We start from the raw sequence: 17,052 nt of genomic DNA on the forward strand, positions 1-17,052 counted from the left end.
CTCACCCCTATTTCCGTTCGTGTCGAGCGACGTCGCTCGATACGTGGGGGGTGGGGTCCGCCTCGCCGCGCTACTTCCGATCCATCGCGACGCTTTCCCAAGTCGCACGGCTGCACGCATCGGCGCTTTTCTCGCTGTCCCCGGATAACAGCCCGATCACGACAAAGCCGCCGATCAGCAACGCGACGAAGGCGGTCGTGACCATGCCCAGATAGTTCTCGATAAACGCCTTGATCGGCGCTCCGAATATGCGGAACAGCACCCCCACCGCCATGAAGATCATGCCCCGGCCGACGATGCTCGCGCCAACGAAGGTCGCAAGGTCCATTCCCGTGAATCCGGCCGTCAGCGTCATCAGCTTGAACGGGATCGGCGTGGCACCCGCGATGATGATCGCCTCGGCATCATATTGGTTGAGGTAGCAGACCGCGACCGGGAATTTGTCGGTCAGGTGCAGCGCGCCGAGCAGCCACAGCCCGATGCTTTCATAGAGGAAATATCCGATCGCGTAGCCGAACAGCCCGCCGAGCACCGACCCGAGGGTGCAGATCGCGGCATAGCGTACCGCGCGCTTCGGTTGGGCGAGGCACATCAACCCGAGCACCGGGTGTGGCGGAATCGGGAAGAAGCTCGATTCGACAAAGGCGATCGCAAACAGCCACCACTCGGCATGACGGTGCGACGCCTTGGCGATCGTCCAATTATAGAGATGGGCGAGGAGGCTGCGGGCGGTCGGGCGCGCGGTCGGATCGATATGGATGGCCATGCCGCTGCCGATCAGTGGCGGAAGTGGCGCATGCCGGTGAAGACCATGGCGAGCCCGGCCTCGTTCGCCGCCGCGATCACCTCGTCGTCGCGGATCGACCCACCCGGCTGGATGACGCAGGTCGCGCCCGCCTCGACCGCTGCAAGCAGCCCGTCGGCGAAGGGGAAGAAGGCGTCGCTCGCGACCGCGCTTCCGACGGTGCGCGGGCTTGCCCAGCCGTGGCTTTCGGCGGCTTCGCGCGCCTTCGCCGCGGCGATGCGCGCGCTGTCGCGGCGGTTCATCTGCCCCGCGCCGATGCCCGCGGTCGACCCGCCCTTGGCATAGACGATCGCATTCGACTTCACATGCTTGGCAACGGTCCAGGCGAACAGCGCGTCGGTCAGTTCTTCCTCGGTCGGCGCGCGCTCGGTGACGACCTTGAGGTCGCCCACCCCAATTCGGCCATTGTCGCGGCTCTGCGCGAGCCAGCCGCCGGCGATCGTCTTGAGCATCAGCCCGCCGCGTGCCGGATCGGGCAGCTCGCCGGTCAGCAGCAGGCGGAGGTTCTTCTTCTTCGCGAACACCGCGCGCGCGTCGGCGTCGGCGTCGGGGGCGCAGACAACTTCGGTGAAGATGCCGCTGATCAGTTCCGCGGTGGCGCCGTCGAGCGGCCGGTTGACCGCGATGATCCCGCCGAACGCCGACACATCGTCGCACTTCAGCGCCGCGTCATAGGCCTCGGCGATCGTCGCGGCGCTCGCGACGCCGCACGGGTTCGCGTGCTTGACGATGACGCAGGTCGGGCCCGCCTCGCGGAACTCGGCAACGAGTTCGAGCGCGGCATCGGCGTCGTTGATATTGTTGTAGCTCAGTTCCTTGCCCTGCACCTGCTCGGCCTGCGCGATGCCGCGCGCGGCGGGGCCGGCGGGCAGGTAGAGCGCGGCCTTCTGGTGCGGATTCTCGCCATAGCGCAGTTCGCTGCCAAGCTTGGCGGTCATCGGCAGCGTGTCGGGGAACATCTTGCCCTGGTCGGCAAAGGCGAACCAGCTCGCGATCATCCCGTCATAGGTCGCAGTGTGCGCAAAGGCGATGGCAGCGAGGCGCTTGCGAAGGGCCAGCGTGGTCGCGCCGCCGTTCGCATCCATCTCGGCAATGACGGCCGCATAATCCTCGGGCTCGGTGACGATATTGACGAAGGCATGGTTCTTCGCCGACGAGCGCACCATCGCGGGGCCGCCGATGTCGATATTCTCGATGATATCCTCGCGCGGGGCGCCCTTCGCGACGGTTGCGGCAAAGGGATAGAGATTGACGACCACCAGGTCGATCGCGCCGATCCCATGCTCCTCCATCGCGGCGACATGCGCCGCGTCGTCGCGCACCGCTAGGATGCCGCCATGCACTGTGGGGTGCAGCGTCTTGACGCGCCCGTCCATCATCTCGGGAAAGCCGGTGAGGTCCGATACGTCGAGAACCGTGTGGCCCGCCTCGCGCAGCGCCTTCGCGGTACCGCCGGTCGAGACCAGCTCGACTCCATGCCGGACGAGCGCAGCGGCGAGTTCGGCAAGCCCCGCCTTGTCGCTAACGGATAGCAAGGCGCGGCGGACGGGAATCAGGTCGGTCATGGGAAGGGCGGCCTTTGCAGGGATGGGAAAGACGCCGCCCCCCTAGGCGTGCGCCGCCCGTACCGCAACCCCGGCGACCCGTTTTTAGCGCCCCAGCGCCGCCGCGATCTGGTCCCAGCGCACCAATTTGAAATTCTGCGCCTTGGGGGCATTGTCGCCGTCCTGGGCGAGGAAGAGGCCGCCCGGAAAGGCGGGGCCGAAATTGCCTGCGACGGCTTCGATCCCGTCGGTCTCGCTCGTCGCGCCAAAGATCCCGGCAGCAACGGCGAAGCGACCAACATATTCCATCGAGGGAAGCGCGAACACCGCATAGGCATTGTCGCCCTGGCTCGACGCGATCAGATAGCGCTGGCCCTGGTGGTCGATCGTCGCAAGCCCTTCGACATCGGCGACGAGGCGCTGGTTATCGACCGGCGCGACCATGCGGGCAGTCGCCGCGGTGCCGTTCTGCTTCAACTCCCAGATACCGCCGACTTCTTCGCCGACGTAAAGCGTGTCGCCATCGAAGACGCAGCCTTCGGACTGGGTTGCGATCTTATGCTCCCACTGCATGGTGAAGCGCGGCGTGCCGTCGATTGCGAGCGTGCCGACGCGCACGGTGCCGTCCTTGACGATCAGCGCCGCGACAATCGGCTCGCCCGGTGCCGTTTTCTTGAGGCAGAGGCCATAGGCTTCGCCTGGGCCCGCGGCGGCGCGGCCGATCGGGACGATCGCGGGTTTCTCGGCGTCGAGGCGGAACACCGCCAAATGTGCGTTCACGCCATCGTTACGGTCGCTCGCGACGATGATGTCGCCCGCGACGTCGACATTGTTGACGAGGCCGGCCTGCGCGAAGGCGATGTCCTTGCCCGCAAGGTCATAGATATGCAGCCCCGCCTTCTTGTCGGTCGCGACGATCAGCGCGCGGTTCGAGTTGGCGGGGTCGATCCAGATCGCCGGATCGTCGGCGGCATCGGCGCGGCCGGTGCCGACCGGCTGCGTCTCGCCGCTCGCGGTTACCTGGACCGGCGGCAGGCCGCGGATCATCGGTTCGCTGGCGGCGCAGCCGGCAAGGCCGGTGGTGAGCGCCGCGGCGGCGAGCAGTTTCGTGGTGCGGATCATTCTGCTTCCCCTTGTCCTATTTGCCGCGCGCAACGCAGCGGCCGCCGTCAGGGCCGGTTTCCCCCGAACAGGTCCGTGCCGCGATCGTCGGCTCGGCTATTTCGTGAAGCCGGTTGCCCGCAGCCGTCCGTTCCAGGTCGAAGCCGTCATAAAGTCTGCCCGATGCCGTATAAGTGCGGAATTTCAGCCGCACAGGATCGACATCGACGATCTGATAAAGCTCGGTCGCCTCGGCGATCTTGTCGGACTGGCTGCCCGCGCGGTCGTTGAGCCGGTACATTTTCGACCCCGTTACCGATACCAGATAGACCGGCCCCTGCACGCTGCCGTCGGCGCGCGCCGTCGCGCTTGCCTCGCGGCCTGCTTCCGACGTCAGCCGGCTATAACAATGATCGTGGCCCTGCAGCACCAGGTCGACCTTGCGCTTTTCGAACACCGGTTTCCACGCCGCTTTGATTTCCTTGGTGTCGTTCGGCCGCGCACAGGTGAAGACCGGCTGGTGGAACAGCACGACGTTCCAGTTCGCTTTCGACGAAGCAAGCGTGGCGTCGAGCCAGTCGGTCTGCGCCTTCATCGTCCCGAGGTTGATCGCGGCGGTGCCGTCGAGGACGATGAAGCGCACGCCTTGGTAATCGGTGTAATAGGTCGTCGTCTTCGCTGCTTCGGCGCCGTTCGCGGGCAGCGTGAATTGTGCGGACCAATAGTGGCCTAGCTTGTAAACCTCGCTGCCGTCCGGCTGCACCACTTCGACATATTCATGATTGCCGGTGGCGGGGACCTGCGGGACGATCGCATAATTATAGCCACCCGCCGCATTCCATTCGCCCCATTCGTCATCATGGTCGAGGTCGTCGCGCTGGCTGACGAGGTCGCCGGCGTGGACGGTCAGGCGAATATCGCCGTGCGCGTGGAAGGCCTGACGGATCACGCGGCTGGCATAGGTCAATATACCGTTCTGGACGTCGCCGAGGTAGAGGAAGCGAAAGGGCTTCGCTTCGGCGGCGGCGGTGCGGAACTGATACCATTCGCTCCACCCCGCGGCGCCCTTGACGCGATAGGCATAGACGGTGTCTGGCTGGAGCCCGGTAAAGCGGACCTTATGATACAGCGACGGGCCATAGCTGCTGCCGACCGGCATCGCCTCGCCCGTGACCAGCACCGCCTTTTCCTCCAGCGTCGGCCCGTCGACCGACACCGCGAGCTGGGCCTGGGACTCGGCCTGCGCGGTGTCGGTGCGAAAGGCGACCGCCATCTCGCGCGCCGGGTCGGCCCCGGGCGTGAGCAGGATGCGGTCGGGAAGGTTCGTGGGCGCGTAGGGCAGACCGGGCGAACGCGGAAGCGGTCCGCCTTCGCCCTGTGCGGGCGCCACCGCCGCCCCCGAAAGGGCCAGCCCCGCCACCACCGGTAGCAGGGCAATCCGGTAACGCATCAGAATTTCACCCGCGCGCCGAATTTCATCGTCCATTTATACTGCTCGAACTGGAGAAGGTTCTGGCGGGCGCCGACATTGTTATAGGCATAATATTTTGCGTTGTTGATGTTCACCCACTCGTAAAAGACCTGCACCTGCTTGGTCACGTCATATTTGGCCGACAGGTCGAGCTGGAAATGATTGTCGATGATCCGGTCTTCCTCCGCCGTATCGCCCAGTTCGTCGAGATATTTCGACCGATAGGTGCCAGCGAGGCGCAGCGAAACCGGGCCTTTTTCGTAGCCCAGCGCGGCGTTGAACGTATGTTTCGAAGCGGCCGGCAGGTTGATCTTGCGCAGGTCGGTGATGTCGCCGTCGGTCGGCACGGTGCCGGTTGCGTCGGTATAGGTATAGTTCGCGTTCACGAGGAACCCGTCGAGCGGCGAAGGCAGGAAGCGCAGCGCCTGCGTATAGCTGAGCTCGACGCCCCAGATTTCGGCGCTGTCGCCATTGATCGGGATCGTCGCCTCATCGAACGCGATGCCATTATATTCGCCCGCGTCCTCAACGTTGGTATCGACGATGAAATTCTTGATGTCCTTGTAAAAGACACCCGCCGATAGAGCACCGTTGTTCGGCAGATAATATTCGACCCCCGCGTCGAAATTCCACGCTTCATAGGGTTTGAGATCGGGGTTGCCGAACTCGCCTTCGCGCTCGCCGTCTTCATTCTGTTCGATGCTGAACCGCGGTGCCAGCTTCGACAGCTTGGGACGAACCAGACTTTTCGATGTTGCCGCGCGCAGCACGAGGTCCTGCTGCGGCTCCCAGCGGATCGTCAGGCTCGGCAGCCAGTCGCCATAGCTGCGCTTGAACTGGTTGGGCACGATGCTGTCAACCGTGTCATCGTCGGCGATCGAACCATCGGACAATTCTCCATCCTCGGTCACGACCGTGACGGTATTGGCGCGGATGTCGTTCTTGGTGTGCTCATAGCGCACGCCGCCGATGACGCGCAGCGTATCGCTGTCCCAGCGGCCGAGCAGATAGCCGGCCATGACGTCTTCGCTGACCGAATAATCCTCGACGTTCGAATCGAAGATCGAGTCGAATTCGTTGAGTTCAAAGCCATCGCGGTTCGCGTTGAAGAAGGCGCGCACGCTCTTTTTGTCAGGAACCGGCGATATGTCGGTGAGGCGATAGGTCTGGGAGCCCACGAAGTCGGCGAGCGTCAGCCCGTCCATCTCCCAATATTGCGTTTCGAGATTATAGCTCTTGTCGCGCCAGCGGCCCTTGGCGCCGGCCTGGACGGTGAAGGTACCATTGCTCATCGCGAATTCGCGCGCGAGGTCGAGCTTGGCGCCCCATTCCTCGTCCTGCGCGTCCGACAGGCCCGTGACCTGGATGCTGTCGAGTTCATAACCCTCGGGGTCGGCGAAGTCGGCGATCGCGCCGGCATCGCCGCCCACCGTATAGAGCGGCCGGCGCGGGTCGGCGAAATTGAGGCCGAGGAGCAGGCCGTCGTCTTCAAAGCTCTGCTCGAAATTCGCGGGGTCGATCGACCCGTTCTCGCGCTCGGTCGACTTCGCATAGCTGACTGAATATTTCGCGTGCCAGCCGTCGCTGTCGGTCTCGCCGCCCAGCGTGAGGCTGCGGATGCGCTGCCGCTCGAAACGGTCCTTGAGCGACCGCTGGACCTGCAATTCGCCGTCGGCGTCGCTGTAGACAAGGTCGGCGCCCTCGCCGGTCACGTCGCCCGCGTCCTCGAGCTTGAGGCTCGTTTCGCGACGATATTCCTGATCGTCGAACTGGCTGTAGATGCCGCGCGCGTACAGCTTGGTCGACGAGCCGAGGCGGAAGTCGAAGTTCAGATTGGCCGAGATACGCTCGCGCTCGACGTCATAGTCCCGGTAATTGACTTCTTCGGTCGTGATCTGGCCGTCGTCCGCGTTCCAGCCGTCGGCCTCGACATTGTCGGTCTCGAACTTGCGCTGATAATAGGAGATACCGCCCGACACGCCGACATTGTCGCCCAGTCGCTGCGCGAAATCGATGCTGCCCTTGGGCGTCAGTTTTTCCGAATAATCATTGTAGCTGCCCTCGATCTTCGCGGTCAGCAGATTCTTGCGGCGCTCGAAGGCGCTGGTCGTGTGGATTTCGATCGATGCGCCGATCGTGTCGGCGTCCATATCGGGGGTCAGCGATTTCTTGACCTCGATCGATTCGATGCTGTCGCTCGAAATCACGTCGAGCGCGACCGAGCGGACGTCGCTTTCGGGGGCGGGCAGGCGGACGCCGTTCACCGAGGTGGCATTGAGTTCGGGGTCGAGCCCGCGCACTGAGACGAAACGGCCTTCGCCCTGATCGTTGAGGATGTTCACGCCGGGCAGGCGGCGCAGCGATTCGGCGACATTCTGGTCGGGGAACTGGCCGACCGCGTCGCGCGTCAGTACGCTTTCAATGCCGTCGGCCGCCCTTTGCCGCGACAAGGCGCTCGCCTGGTTCGCCGACTGGCCGAGGACGAGGATCGATCCGTCGGTGCCGAGCACGATCCGCGCGGTTGCGTTGCCCGATTCGGGAACCTCGATGGTGATCGTCCGCGTTTCGGCGCCCACATACGTCGCCTCGATTGTGTAGGTGCCGGCGGGAACATTGCTGAAACGGAAGCTGCCGTCGCGGTCGGCTTCGGCGACGCGGCCCAGTTCGACGATGCGAAGCTGCGCGCCCTGAAGCGCGCGCGTGTCGGTGGCGTCGGTCACCGTGCCGGTGACGTCGCCGGCGAATGCGGGCGCGGGAAGCGCGGCGGCGAGCGAAAGGCAGGTGCCGAGCAATATGCGCGAACGGACGGTGCGAAGCGTATGCATGGAGATCCCCCGAAGAATGAGAAGATCGCCGGCTCCTTTTGGCTCCCGGCGAGTCGAGGGCGCACTGGCAGGGCTCTATGACCGCTGCGTTACGCTATTGTCACACTATTGACACAGAAGGGAGGCGACGACGGCAAGCATCCGGGAACGCGCTGGAAATTGCGTTTCACAAAATTTCCAGCGGACGGGCGTTCAGCCGATGTGCTTGAATATCCAGCCCACGCTGACCCCGCCCGCAGGGGCGGCGCCAGTGACGACGAGCTGTTCGGTTGGGTGCGGACGGCCCTCGCCGTCGACCCACAGGCTTTCCTCAATCGCCAGCTCGCCCTCCGAGGTGCGGAATTGCCATAGCGGGCCGCCGCGGATGCGCAGTAGCGCGCCCAGTTTGTCCGCCGTCAGGCTCGCCGAGATATTGCGGCCAAGGTGAAAGCGCATAGTGAAGCGCTTGTCGCCCTTGCGCCGCGTGCGCGGGGCGGGGAGCAGCATGTCTTCGCCGCGCAGCTCGCGTCCGTTGGGCGACAGGATCAGCAAGCGGCGATGGATCAGCCCGTGGCGGCGCGCATAGCCGTCGTGGCTCATCTCCAGCCGGCTGCCCTGCGGCGTCTCGCGCCGATCGAGCTCGACCTCGGTCACGCCCCTGCCTAGCGAGCCATTGGGAAGGATCGCGGTTGAATTGCTGTCGGCAAGCGTAAGCGTCGAATGCGCGGCGGTGGTGCGGAGCCCCCGCGCTAGGTCGGCAGGGATCGTCGCGCCGGTCAGCGCGGCGCCGCCGCAATTGACGACGATGCGTTCGTCGCCGTCGCTGAGCTCGACGGCGAGGGTGGAGGCACAGCCGGCTTCAGTCACACGGGCGATCGGCGGCGGCGCCGCATCGGCGAGCAGCACGACCTTGTTCGCGACAAGCCGCTGATAACCCCAGTCGCGCGCCTGTTTCAGCGGCCGCGTGCGCACGCCGCTCGCATCGACGATCGACTGGACATAGGCGGCCGACGTCGCGCCGCTGCCCTGCCAGCTACCCATGCCGCCGTCGCTGTGGACAAGGCCGAGCAGCGCGGGCACCGCGCGTGCGAGCACTTCCTGGACGAAGGGCGGCACCTCCATGCGGCGCATGTCATAGATACGCGCGAGCATCGATAGCGCCATGATCGCGTCGAGCTGTGCCTGCGGCGAGCGCGAGATATTGCCGCCGTCGGCGTAGAAGCTTGTCTCCAGCACCTTGCGCAGGCCCGCTTCGCCGAACACCTGCCGCGGCTCGCCGCCGGGCATCAGCAGCGACGCGGCGACGATGCCGATCCACGCGACCATCTGCCCCGTGCCCGGCCGCGTCTTGTCGGCCACGCGGTCGAGGTGGCGCGCCGCGCGCGCGAGGTGGTTGAGCACCGCCGAACGGTAGATGAGGTCGCTCGATGACAGGATCAGCGGCGCGTGCGCGGCCCAGAAAAGGATGCGCCACCCGGTATTGTCGGCCCTCCACGCGGGCTCGCTCACTGTTTCGCCATGCGTGCCGAGCCAGTGGCGAACGACGGCTTCGGCGATGGGGGCGCCGTCGGCGCGCGATCCGGTCGCGGCCAAGTCGCGCAGCCAGGCAAAGCTGTGCAGATAGTCGGCAAAGGTCGGTGCGACGTCGAGCGCCGCGAAATCGAGGTCGCCCAGCGGCAGTTTCAACCCGCGGTGCAGGAAATGGCCGGCGCGGATCGCGGTGCCCGCGCGCGTATCGCCCGGCACCGGGTCGGCCGGCACGCCAAGCAGCTTCAGCGGGAAACGCCCCTTCAGGCGAAAGGCGTGGAGCGGCGTGCGCCAGGTCAGGCGCGTGATCGCGTTGGCGACCCGGTCGCCGAGCGACAGCCCCTTGTCGGCGGGTAGGCGGATCAGCCGCTTGCCGGGCTCGATCGTGTCGTCGATCGGCGCGGCGTCGTCACCGGAAGCGAACGGCTGGTCGGCGGGGGCAGAAGTCAGCGGTCTCCCCTCCATCGATCAGGCTCCGCGGAGCCGCCGGATATTGTCCGCGTAAGCGTCGGGTCCGCCCTTGAAGGTCGCGGTGCCCGCCACCAGTACATCGGCACCCGCCGATATGGCGAGCGGCGCGGTGTTCGCGTCGATTCCGCCATCGACTTCGATGCGGATATCGCGGCCCGATTTCTCGATCATCTTCTTCACCGCCTCGATCTTGCGAAGCTGGCTCGAAATGAAGCTCTGGCCGCCGAAGCCCGGATTGACGCTCATGACCAGCACCAGGTCGATGTCGTCGATCAGGTAATCGAGCATCTTCGCGGGGGTCGCGGGGTTGAGCGAAACGCCCGCCTGCTTGCCGAGCGATTTGATGTGCTGGACGGTGCGGTGGATGTGTGGTCCGGCCTCGGGGTGTACGGTGATGATGTCGGCGCCTGCCGCGGCAAAAGCGTCGAGGAAATGATCGACGGGGCTGATCATCAGATGGACGTCAAAGGGTAGCGTCGAATGCGGGCGCAGCGCCTTTACCACCATCGGGCCGATCGTCAGATTGGGGACATAATGGCCGTCCATCACGTCGATATGCACCCAGTCGGCGCCTGCGGCCTCGATCGCGCGCACTTCCTCGCCCAGCTTCGCGAAATCGGCGCTGAGGATCGAGGGGGCGATGCGGACGGAAGGCGCTTGAGGGGTTGGGGCGACGGTCATGAAGACCGGCCTTAACCATCTAGCGAGTCGGGGGCAAGCGGGGGGACGGCATGGCGCTCCAGGGAAGCGAAATATTTGTTTCAGCGGCGATCGGCGGGGTCGGCGCGGCGCCAGCTCCACGCGTAGAAAGCGGCCACCACACCGACCGTCACCACGGCGAAGGCGATGCCCGCGGGGACCGACCAGCGCGGCAGAGCAAAGGCGAGCGCGAGCAGCAAACCCTGCACCGTGGTCAGCGACGCCATCACGCCCGCAGTGATCGCCCATCCCCCGCGCGTTTGCGGCACGACCTGGATGCCGCGGCGCAGGAAAGGGCGCGGCGCGGGCGGCTCGCGTCGGCGGGAGCTCATTTCCGGCGATCCTTGGGCTTTCGTTTCTCTTCACTGCTGCCGCCCCAGTTCCAGCGCCACCCGCCCTCGGTGCGCGCACGATAGAGGGGCAGGGGGGCGATCGCAGCCAGAACTGCCATGGCGGTCAGAATCACGGGCCGATCGCGCAGCAACAGGACGACCCCGGTGATCAGCGCGATGTGGAGTCCGAGGAGCAGCCAGCCCTGCCAGGCGATAGGCAGCCCGGTGCCGTAACCGCGGCTCTTGGCGCGAAACCAGGGACGATCGTCGATGAACAGGTGCAACATCTCAGTTCTCCTCCTTCGGCGGGCGGCCCCGTTTCGGCGCGTCCGATTGTTTGACGCTCACCCCGCGGCGTCCCAGCGCCTCACGCAACAGCACTTCGATCTCGGCATTGGCGCTGCGCAGTTCGGCTGCGGCCATCCGCTCGATCGCCGCATAAAGCGCGGGATCGAGACGGAGAGCGAAGGCCTTCTTGGTCGGCGCAGCCATCGTCCGGTCTCAATACAGCGAGCCGGTGTTGACGACGGGCTGTGTGTCGCGTTCGCCGCACAGCACGACCATCAGGTTCGACACCATCGCCGCCTTGCGCTCGTCGTCGAGGTCGACGACATTCTTTTCGGACAGGTGCGTCAGCGCCATCTCGACCATCGTCACCGCGCCCTCGACCAGCTTCTTGCGTGCCGCAATGACCGCTTCGGCCTGCTGGCGGCGCAGCATCGCGCCGGCGATTTCGGGGGCATAGGCAAGGTGCGTCAGGCCGCATTCGTCGACGGTGATTCCCGCGACTTCCAGCCGCTCGATCAGCGCCTTGCGCAATTCCTTTCCGACCTCGTCATGGTTGCCGCGCAGCGTGATTTCCTGATGCTCGATATCGTCATAGGGATAACGCGAGCCGATCGAACGCACTGCAGCCTCGATCTGCGCCATGACGAATTCTTTGTAATCATCAACGTCGAACAGCGCCTGCGCGGTGTCGGTGACGCGCCACACGACCTGTGCCGCCATCTCGATCGGGTTGCCGCGCAGGTCGTTGACCTTGATCTTGTCCGAAATCACATTGTTCGCGCGCACCGCTATTTTCTTGCGCGACAGCCAGGGCAACACCCAGCGCAGCCCTTCCTCGCGATCGGTTCCCTTATATTCGCCGAACAGCTGGACTGCCGCCGCCTCGTTAGGGTTGATCATGTAAAAGCCGCAGAGGATGATCGTGCCGATCACCCCGCTCGCGACAACCACCGCCCATTTCCAATTCCAGTCGATCCCGCCCCCGCCGAAATTGCTCGTCGCCGCCCAGATGGCGACCCCGAACAGCACCAGCCAAATCAGCAGCATCAGATAGCCGCTTTGCGTATTGGCGCGCGTTTCGCGGCTGCGGTTCAGCGCCCTCGTCCCTGCCTCAACCATGCTTCCCTCCGAATCATCGATATAATAATGATATCATATTTATATCGTTTTGGGGAGCCGTCAATCGGATTCGTACTCGCGGGCGCATGCGCGTCGCGCGATCGCGGGCGACCGCTGTAGGGCGGCCGGAATGTCCTTTCTCTGAGGGGTAGTTGACCTTGGCCGTTCGGCCTGATTCAAGGCGGTCCCGAGGTGGAGCAATGGCGACGACGGCCTTCTTCGACAAAATTCGCAGCTACGCCGCGCTGTCGGACGAGGCCGAGCGCGCGTGGGCGTCGCTGCTGCGCTTGCGGCACTATGCCAGGGACGAGGTCGTCATTCGGGCGGGCGACGTGCCGACAAGCTATGCATTTGTCGTCAGCGGCCTGCTCTGCCAGCATTATGTCGGCGGCGACGGCGATCTGATCATCAAATATTTCTTTCCCGAGAACCGCATCGCCGCATCGGTCAGCGCAACCTTGCTTCGCGAACCCAGCCAGTTCACGATCACGGCCATCGAGGACAGTGCGATCCTCGAATATGATTTTGCGGCCTTCAAGGCGCTCGTTGCCGCCTATCCCGACGTGGCCGCCTTTTACATCGCTTATATCGAGCGGCACTGGATCATCGAAAAAGAGCCGATCGAAATCGCCTTTCGGCATGACGATGCGATGCAACGCTATCTCGATTTCATCCGCCGCGAGCCGGAGTTGCACAAGCGCTTGAAGCAGCACCATATCGCAGCGTGGCTTGGCATCACCCCCGAAAGCCTCAGCCGCCTGCGCCGCAAGATCGCCTTTGGCCGCCTCGGCACCGGCTGACCTGCCTTTCTTACCAAAGGTCAATTCGTCGGCCGGGCTGGCGGTCTAACTATCAGTCCGGACGATCGCCGTGACGGTCACGGGGACGCTGCCAGGTGCCGGCAAGGCGCCCGGACGATGTAAAGGACATGATCGATGACAAGAATGATTTTCGTGAACCTGCCGGTGACCGACCTTGGCCGGTCGCAGGCATTTTACGAAGCGCTGGGCTTCACCAACAACCCGCAATTCAGCGACGAGGGCAGCGCGTGCATGGTGGTGTCGGAGACGATCCACGTCATGCTGCTGACGCACGCCAAGTGGAAGGGCTTTACCGATCGCCCGATCCCGCCCGCGACCTCGAGCGAGGTCCTGCTCGCCCTGTCGTGCGACAGCCGCGAGGCGGTCGACGCGATGAATGCGGCGGCGGCGGCACACGGCGGAACGGCCGACATCAACCCGGTGCAGGATCTGGGCTTCATGTACAACCGCAACCTTGCCGACCCCGACGGTCATGTGTGGGAAGCGGTGTTCATGGACATGGAGGCCATGCCGACCGACTGAGGCCTATCGACCAAGCTGAATCAAAGAGGTGCAAATGTCTGGGTCAAACCAAAGCGGCAGTTTCGATGCCTATGCCGAAACACTCCCCGAATTTGCGAAGCCGGTCTTCGCCCACCTGCGCGCGCTGGTCCATGCGACCGGCCCGGAGGTGGGCGAGGAGATCAAATGGGCCATTCCGCACTTCGTGTACAAGGGCGAGAATCTGTGCATTTTCGCTGCCTATACGAAGCATTGTTCGTTCAGCTTCGCCAAGGATGCGTTGATGACCGACGCGCGGCTGAAATCGAACGCCGCGCTGCCCGCTGCCAAGCGTTTCATGGGGAAGCTGACGAGCCTTGCCGACCTGCCGCCCGACTGCGAACTGACGGCGTGGATCCGCGAGGCCATGGCACTCAACGAGCGCGGAATCAAACTGCCACCGCGCAAAGCCGAGCGCCCAAAGGTCGTCGAGGTTCCGCCCGCGTTCGCGAAAGCGCTGGCAGCCGACCCGGCGGCAAAGGCCATTTTCGGAGCCAAGTCGGCTTCATTCCGAAAGGAGTATAATGTCTGGATCGGCGATGCCAAAACCGATGCCACGCGAAGCAAACGCATCGAAGAAGCGCTGGCCTGGATCGCCGAAGGCAAAGGCCGGTTCTGGAAATACGCCAAATAGACGGCATCGGTCTGACTTCATCCGGGCCGATGCCGGCCGGACAAACAAAGGGGGCCATAAAGACCCCCTTTTGCCTCCCCGGTTTCGTTCGTTCTATTCGGTCGGAAACCCGCGCTTCTTGAGCAGCGCCGACACATCGGGATCGCGGCCGCGGAAGGCGCGATAGGCTTCGGCGCGATCGGTCTCGTTGCCGGTCATCAGCAAGATGGTCCGGAACTTGTCGGCGACGGCGCGATCCCACGGGCCGCCCGCTTCCATGAACGCCGCCCAGGTGTCGGCGTCCATCGTTTCGGACCAGAGATAGCTGTAATAGCCCGCCGAATAGGCGTCGGAGCTGAACAGGTGGCCGAACTGCGGCAGGCGGTGCCGCATCACAATCTCTTTCGGCATGCCCATTTCGGTCAAGGTCTCGCGTTCGAACTTGTCGACGTCGGTTACCGGGACCTTGCGGTCGTGCAGTTTCATGTCGACGATCGCGCTTGCCAGATATTCGACCGTCTCGAACCCCTGGTTGAACTTGTTCGACGCGAGGATCTTGTCGACCAGCGCCTGCGGCATCGGCGCGCCCGTCTTGTAATGCGTCGCATATTTCGACAGCACCTCGGGCGTCATTAGCCAATTCTCGTTCACCTGGCTCGGATATTCGACGAAGTCGCGCGGTACCCCGGCGAGTGCGGGATAGGTGATGTGTTGCAGCAGATAATGGATGCCGTGGCCGAATTCGTGAAACAGCGTCGTCGCATCGTCGAGGCTGATCAGAGTCGGCTGGCCCTTCGCGGCCTCGGTGAAATTATTGTTGTTCGAGGCAAGGACATTGCGCTCGCCGCCCAGCGTCTGCTGGCTGCGATAAGTCGTCATCCACGCGCCCGAGCGCTTGCCGTCGCGTGCGAAATTGTCGAGGTAGAAGACGCCGACATTCTCGTTCGTCTTGAGGTTATAGACCTCGAACGTACGGACCTTGGGGTCGAAGACAGGAATCGTTCCCGTGTTCTCGCGGAAGCCGAGGTCGTAAAGCTGCCCCGCCGACCAGAACATGCCGTCGACCAGCTTGTCGAGCTGTAGATAGGGCTTCACCTCGCTTTCATCGAGGTCATATTTCGCCTTGCGGACCTTTTCGGCGTAAAAGCGATAGTCCCACGGTTCGATGGTGATTTTCGGGCCGTTGCCGGCCTTCGCCTCGGCATCGGCGATCGCCTGCATGTCGGCGACCTCTTCCTTCACGCGCGCTACCGCGGCGGGCCACACTTTCATCATCAGACCCATGGCGTTCTCGGGGGTCTTCGCCATTGTGTCGGCCATGCGGTAATGCGCGTGCGTCGGGAAACCCAGCAGCTCGGCGCGTTGCTGGCGCAGCTTCAATATCTCGGCGATCGTCGCATTGGTGTCGTTGGCGCCGCCATTGTCTCCGCGGCTGACAAACGCCCTCCAGACTTTCTCGCGCAAGCTCCGGTTGGTTGCGCTCTGAAGCACCGGCTGCGCCGACGAGCGCGTGTTCTTGATTGCCCACTGGCCGGGCTTGCCATTGGCTTCGGCCGCGGCGGCAAGCGAAGCGATGAAGCTCGGCTCGAGCCCCGCCAGTTCAGTCTTGTCGGTGACGAAGGTGTAAAGCTTTTCGTCGCCGAGCAATTTCGATGAAAAGGCCGAGAACAGCCCTTCGAGCTTGGCGTTCATATCGACCAGCTTTGCCTTGTCGGCGGGCGACAGGTTCGCGCCGTCGCGGACCATTTCGTCATAGCTGCGCTCGACGATCCGGATCTGCTGTGCGTCGAGGCCGCTCGAATGGCGCTTGTCGTACACGGCCTTGTACCGGGCGAAGAGCTTGGGCTCGAGGAACAGCTCGGTGAAGAAGGTGGTGAGCTTGGGGCTCCACTCGGCGTCGATATCCTCGACGCGATCGTTCGACTTGTTCGACGTCTGGACGCCCCAAAGCGCATAGACGCGTTCCATCGTGTCGCCGGCAAGCTGCATCGGGACATGCGTGTTCTCGAATGTTGGTTCGGCCGGGTTGTCGATCACCGCCTGAACCTGCGCCTTCACTTCGGCCATGCCGTTCGTAAAGGCATCGGGGAACAGTTCGGGGTCCATCTTGTCCCACGGCGGCACCCCTTCATAGGGGCCCGTCCAGGGCGCAGCCATCGGGTTTTCGCCCGAGCGGGCGGTAGCGGCACTGGCTTCGGCGGAGGTCGGTTCGGCGGCAATGGCGGTCATCTGGCTATAACCCACCATCATCGCGGTGGATGCAAGCAGGATCGACAAAGGACGGACGAAAGGCTGCGCGGCGCGCGGCATAAGCATATCTCCCCGGAGGATAAGGTTTCGGACGAAACCATGTCGGGCGCCGTCTTAACCGGAGATGACAGGGGGGTGCAAGGTGCCTAGGCGCCAAATTCCCGCTGGATCAGGCCGGGGACGTCGACGCCGAAGACGAACACGCCGCCCGCGTGCGGCTGCGCCTTGCGCTCCTCGTCGGTCAGATTCTTGCCCGCGCTGGTGACGAAGGCGGTCTGGAGATCGGGGCCGCCGAACGCGATCATCGTCGGGCGCTGTACCGGCAGCTCGACCGTCCGGATCAGCTCGCCCGTGGGCGACAGGCGCACGACCCGCCAGCCATCCCATAGCGCCGACCAATAGCAGCCCTCGGCATCGACCGCGGCGCCGTCGGGGCGGCCGTTGCCTTCGGGAAACTGGTGAAACAGGCGTTTGCCGACGAGCGTGCCGGTGGCGGGGTCGACGTCATAGGCGTCGATCCGGTGGGTCGGCGTGTCGGCGTGATAGAAGATGCGCCCGTCGGGGCTGAACGCCGCGCCGTTGCTGGTCATCAACCCCTCGAATATGTGGGTCAGCGATCCGTCCGGATCGAGCCGGTAAAGCGCCGCGTCGCGGCGGGGCTTGTCGC

At 64.3% G+C, this 17,052-nt stretch carries 16 protein-coding genes; 3 read left to right on the forward strand and 13 right to left on the reverse strand.

The features are described 5' to 3' along the window. Positions 1 to 70: 70 nt before the first annotated feature. The 11 genes from ATE71_RS19870 to ATE71_RS19920 form a co-directional block, all read right to left on the reverse strand. Positions 71 to 766, reverse strand: coding sequence for a YqaA family protein (locus ATE71_RS19870; protein ID WP_058805072.1), 696 nt, complete (start codon positions 764 to 766; stop codon positions 71 to 73). Positions 767 to 777: 11 nt separating this feature from the next. After that, a complete protein-coding gene (gene purH, locus ATE71_RS19875) occupies positions 778 to 2,370 on the reverse strand; it encodes a bifunctional phosphoribosylaminoimidazolecarboxamide formyltransferase/IMP cyclohydrolase (protein WP_058805073.1) in 1,593 nt (530 codons plus the stop codon). 84 nt (positions 2,371 to 2,454) lie between these two features. Continuing rightward, on the reverse strand, positions 2,455 to 3,471 hold the full coding sequence (locus ATE71_RS19880) for a phytase (protein WP_058805074.1): 1,017 nt from the start codon (positions 3,469 to 3,471) through the stop codon (positions 2,455 to 2,457). A 16-nt stretch (positions 3,472 to 3,487) separates the two neighbouring features. Next, a complete protein-coding gene (locus ATE71_RS19885) occupies positions 3,488 to 4,936 on the reverse strand; it encodes a purple acid phosphatase family protein (RefSeq protein ID WP_235588088.1) in 1,449 nt (482 codons plus the stop codon). Continuing rightward, positions 4,900 to 7,746 carry a TonB-dependent receptor gene (locus tag ATE71_RS19890; protein WP_058805075.1) on the reverse strand — a complete coding sequence of 949 codons (2,847 nt, stop codon included), beginning with the start codon at positions 7,744 to 7,746 and terminating at the stop codon, positions 4,900 to 4,902. The genes ATE71_RS19885 and ATE71_RS19890 overlap by 37 nt, the downstream gene beginning before the upstream one ends. A 192-nt stretch (positions 7,747 to 7,938) precedes the next feature. Beyond that, positions 7,939 to 9,717 carry a heparinase II/III domain-containing protein gene (locus ATE71_RS19895; protein ID WP_058805076.1) on the reverse strand — a complete coding sequence of 593 codons (1,779 nt, stop codon included), beginning with the start codon at positions 9,715 to 9,717 and terminating at the stop codon, positions 7,939 to 7,941. Between the two features lie 3 nt (positions 9,718 to 9,720). Next, positions 9,721 to 10,404 carry a ribulose-phosphate 3-epimerase gene (gene rpe / locus ATE71_RS19900; RefSeq protein WP_058805077.1) on the reverse strand — a complete coding sequence of 228 codons (684 nt, stop codon included), beginning with the start codon at positions 10,402 to 10,404 and terminating at the stop codon, positions 9,721 to 9,723. An 80-nt stretch (positions 10,405 to 10,484) separates the two neighbouring features. Further along, positions 10,485 to 10,754, reverse strand: coding sequence for a hypothetical protein (locus tag ATE71_RS19905; RefSeq protein ID WP_058805078.1), 270 nt, complete (start codon positions 10,752 to 10,754; stop codon positions 10,485 to 10,487). Then, positions 10,751 to 11,041: a hypothetical protein gene (locus ATE71_RS19910; RefSeq protein ID WP_058805079.1), complete on the reverse strand. Its 291-nt coding sequence runs from the start codon at positions 11,039 to 11,041 to the stop codon at positions 10,751 to 10,753. The genes ATE71_RS19905 and ATE71_RS19910 overlap by 4 nt, the downstream gene beginning before the upstream one ends. 1 nt (position 11,042) lies before the next feature. Next, positions 11,043 to 11,246 carry a hypothetical protein gene (locus ATE71_RS19915; protein WP_058805080.1) on the reverse strand — a complete coding sequence of 68 codons (204 nt, stop codon included), beginning with the start codon at positions 11,244 to 11,246 and terminating at the stop codon, positions 11,043 to 11,045. A gap of 9 nt (positions 11,247 to 11,255) precedes the next feature. Continuing rightward, positions 11,256 to 12,161 carry an SPFH domain-containing protein gene (locus ATE71_RS19920; protein ID WP_058805081.1) on the reverse strand — a complete coding sequence of 302 codons (906 nt, stop codon included), beginning with the start codon at positions 12,159 to 12,161 and terminating at the stop codon, positions 11,256 to 11,258. Between the two features lie 200 nt (positions 12,162 to 12,361). Here ATE71_RS19920 and ATE71_RS19925 point away from each other — a divergent pair, with 200 nt between their 5' ends. The 3 genes from ATE71_RS19925 (at position 12,362) to ATE71_RS19935 (ending at position 14,156) form a co-directional block, all read left to right on the forward strand. After that, positions 12,362 to 12,961, forward strand: coding sequence for a Crp/Fnr family transcriptional regulator (locus ATE71_RS19925; RefSeq protein ID WP_058805082.1), 600 nt, complete (start codon positions 12,362 to 12,364; stop codon positions 12,959 to 12,961). Between the two features lie 135 nt (positions 12,962 to 13,096). Continuing rightward, on the forward strand, positions 13,097 to 13,504 hold the full coding sequence (locus tag ATE71_RS19930; RefSeq protein WP_058805083.1) for a VOC family protein: 408 nt from the start codon (positions 13,097 to 13,099) through the stop codon (positions 13,502 to 13,504). Between the two features lie 34 nt (positions 13,505 to 13,538). Continuing rightward, positions 13,539 to 14,156, forward strand: coding sequence for a YdeI/OmpD-associated family protein (locus tag ATE71_RS19935; protein WP_058805084.1), 618 nt, complete (start codon positions 13,539 to 13,541; stop codon positions 14,154 to 14,156). Positions 14,157 to 14,249: 93 nt separating this feature from the next. On the opposite strand, the gene ATE71_RS19940 is transcribed toward ATE71_RS19935, so the two are convergent. Continuing rightward, complete coding sequence (locus ATE71_RS19940) at positions 14,250 to 16,445, reverse strand: M3 family metallopeptidase (protein ID WP_058805089.1); 2,196 nt, start codon at positions 16,443 to 16,445, stop codon at positions 14,250 to 14,252. Positions 16,446 to 16,531: 86 nt separating this feature from the next. Further along, positions 16,532 to 17,052: SMP-30/gluconolactonase/LRE family protein (locus tag ATE71_RS19945; protein WP_160328068.1), on the reverse strand; the 521-nt coding region annotated here is incomplete at its 5' end.

The sequence above is a fragment of the Sphingopyxis sp. H115 genome (assembly GCF_001468465.1).
Lineage (GTDB): Bacteria > Pseudomonadota > Alphaproteobacteria > Sphingomonadales > Sphingomonadaceae > Sphingopyxis.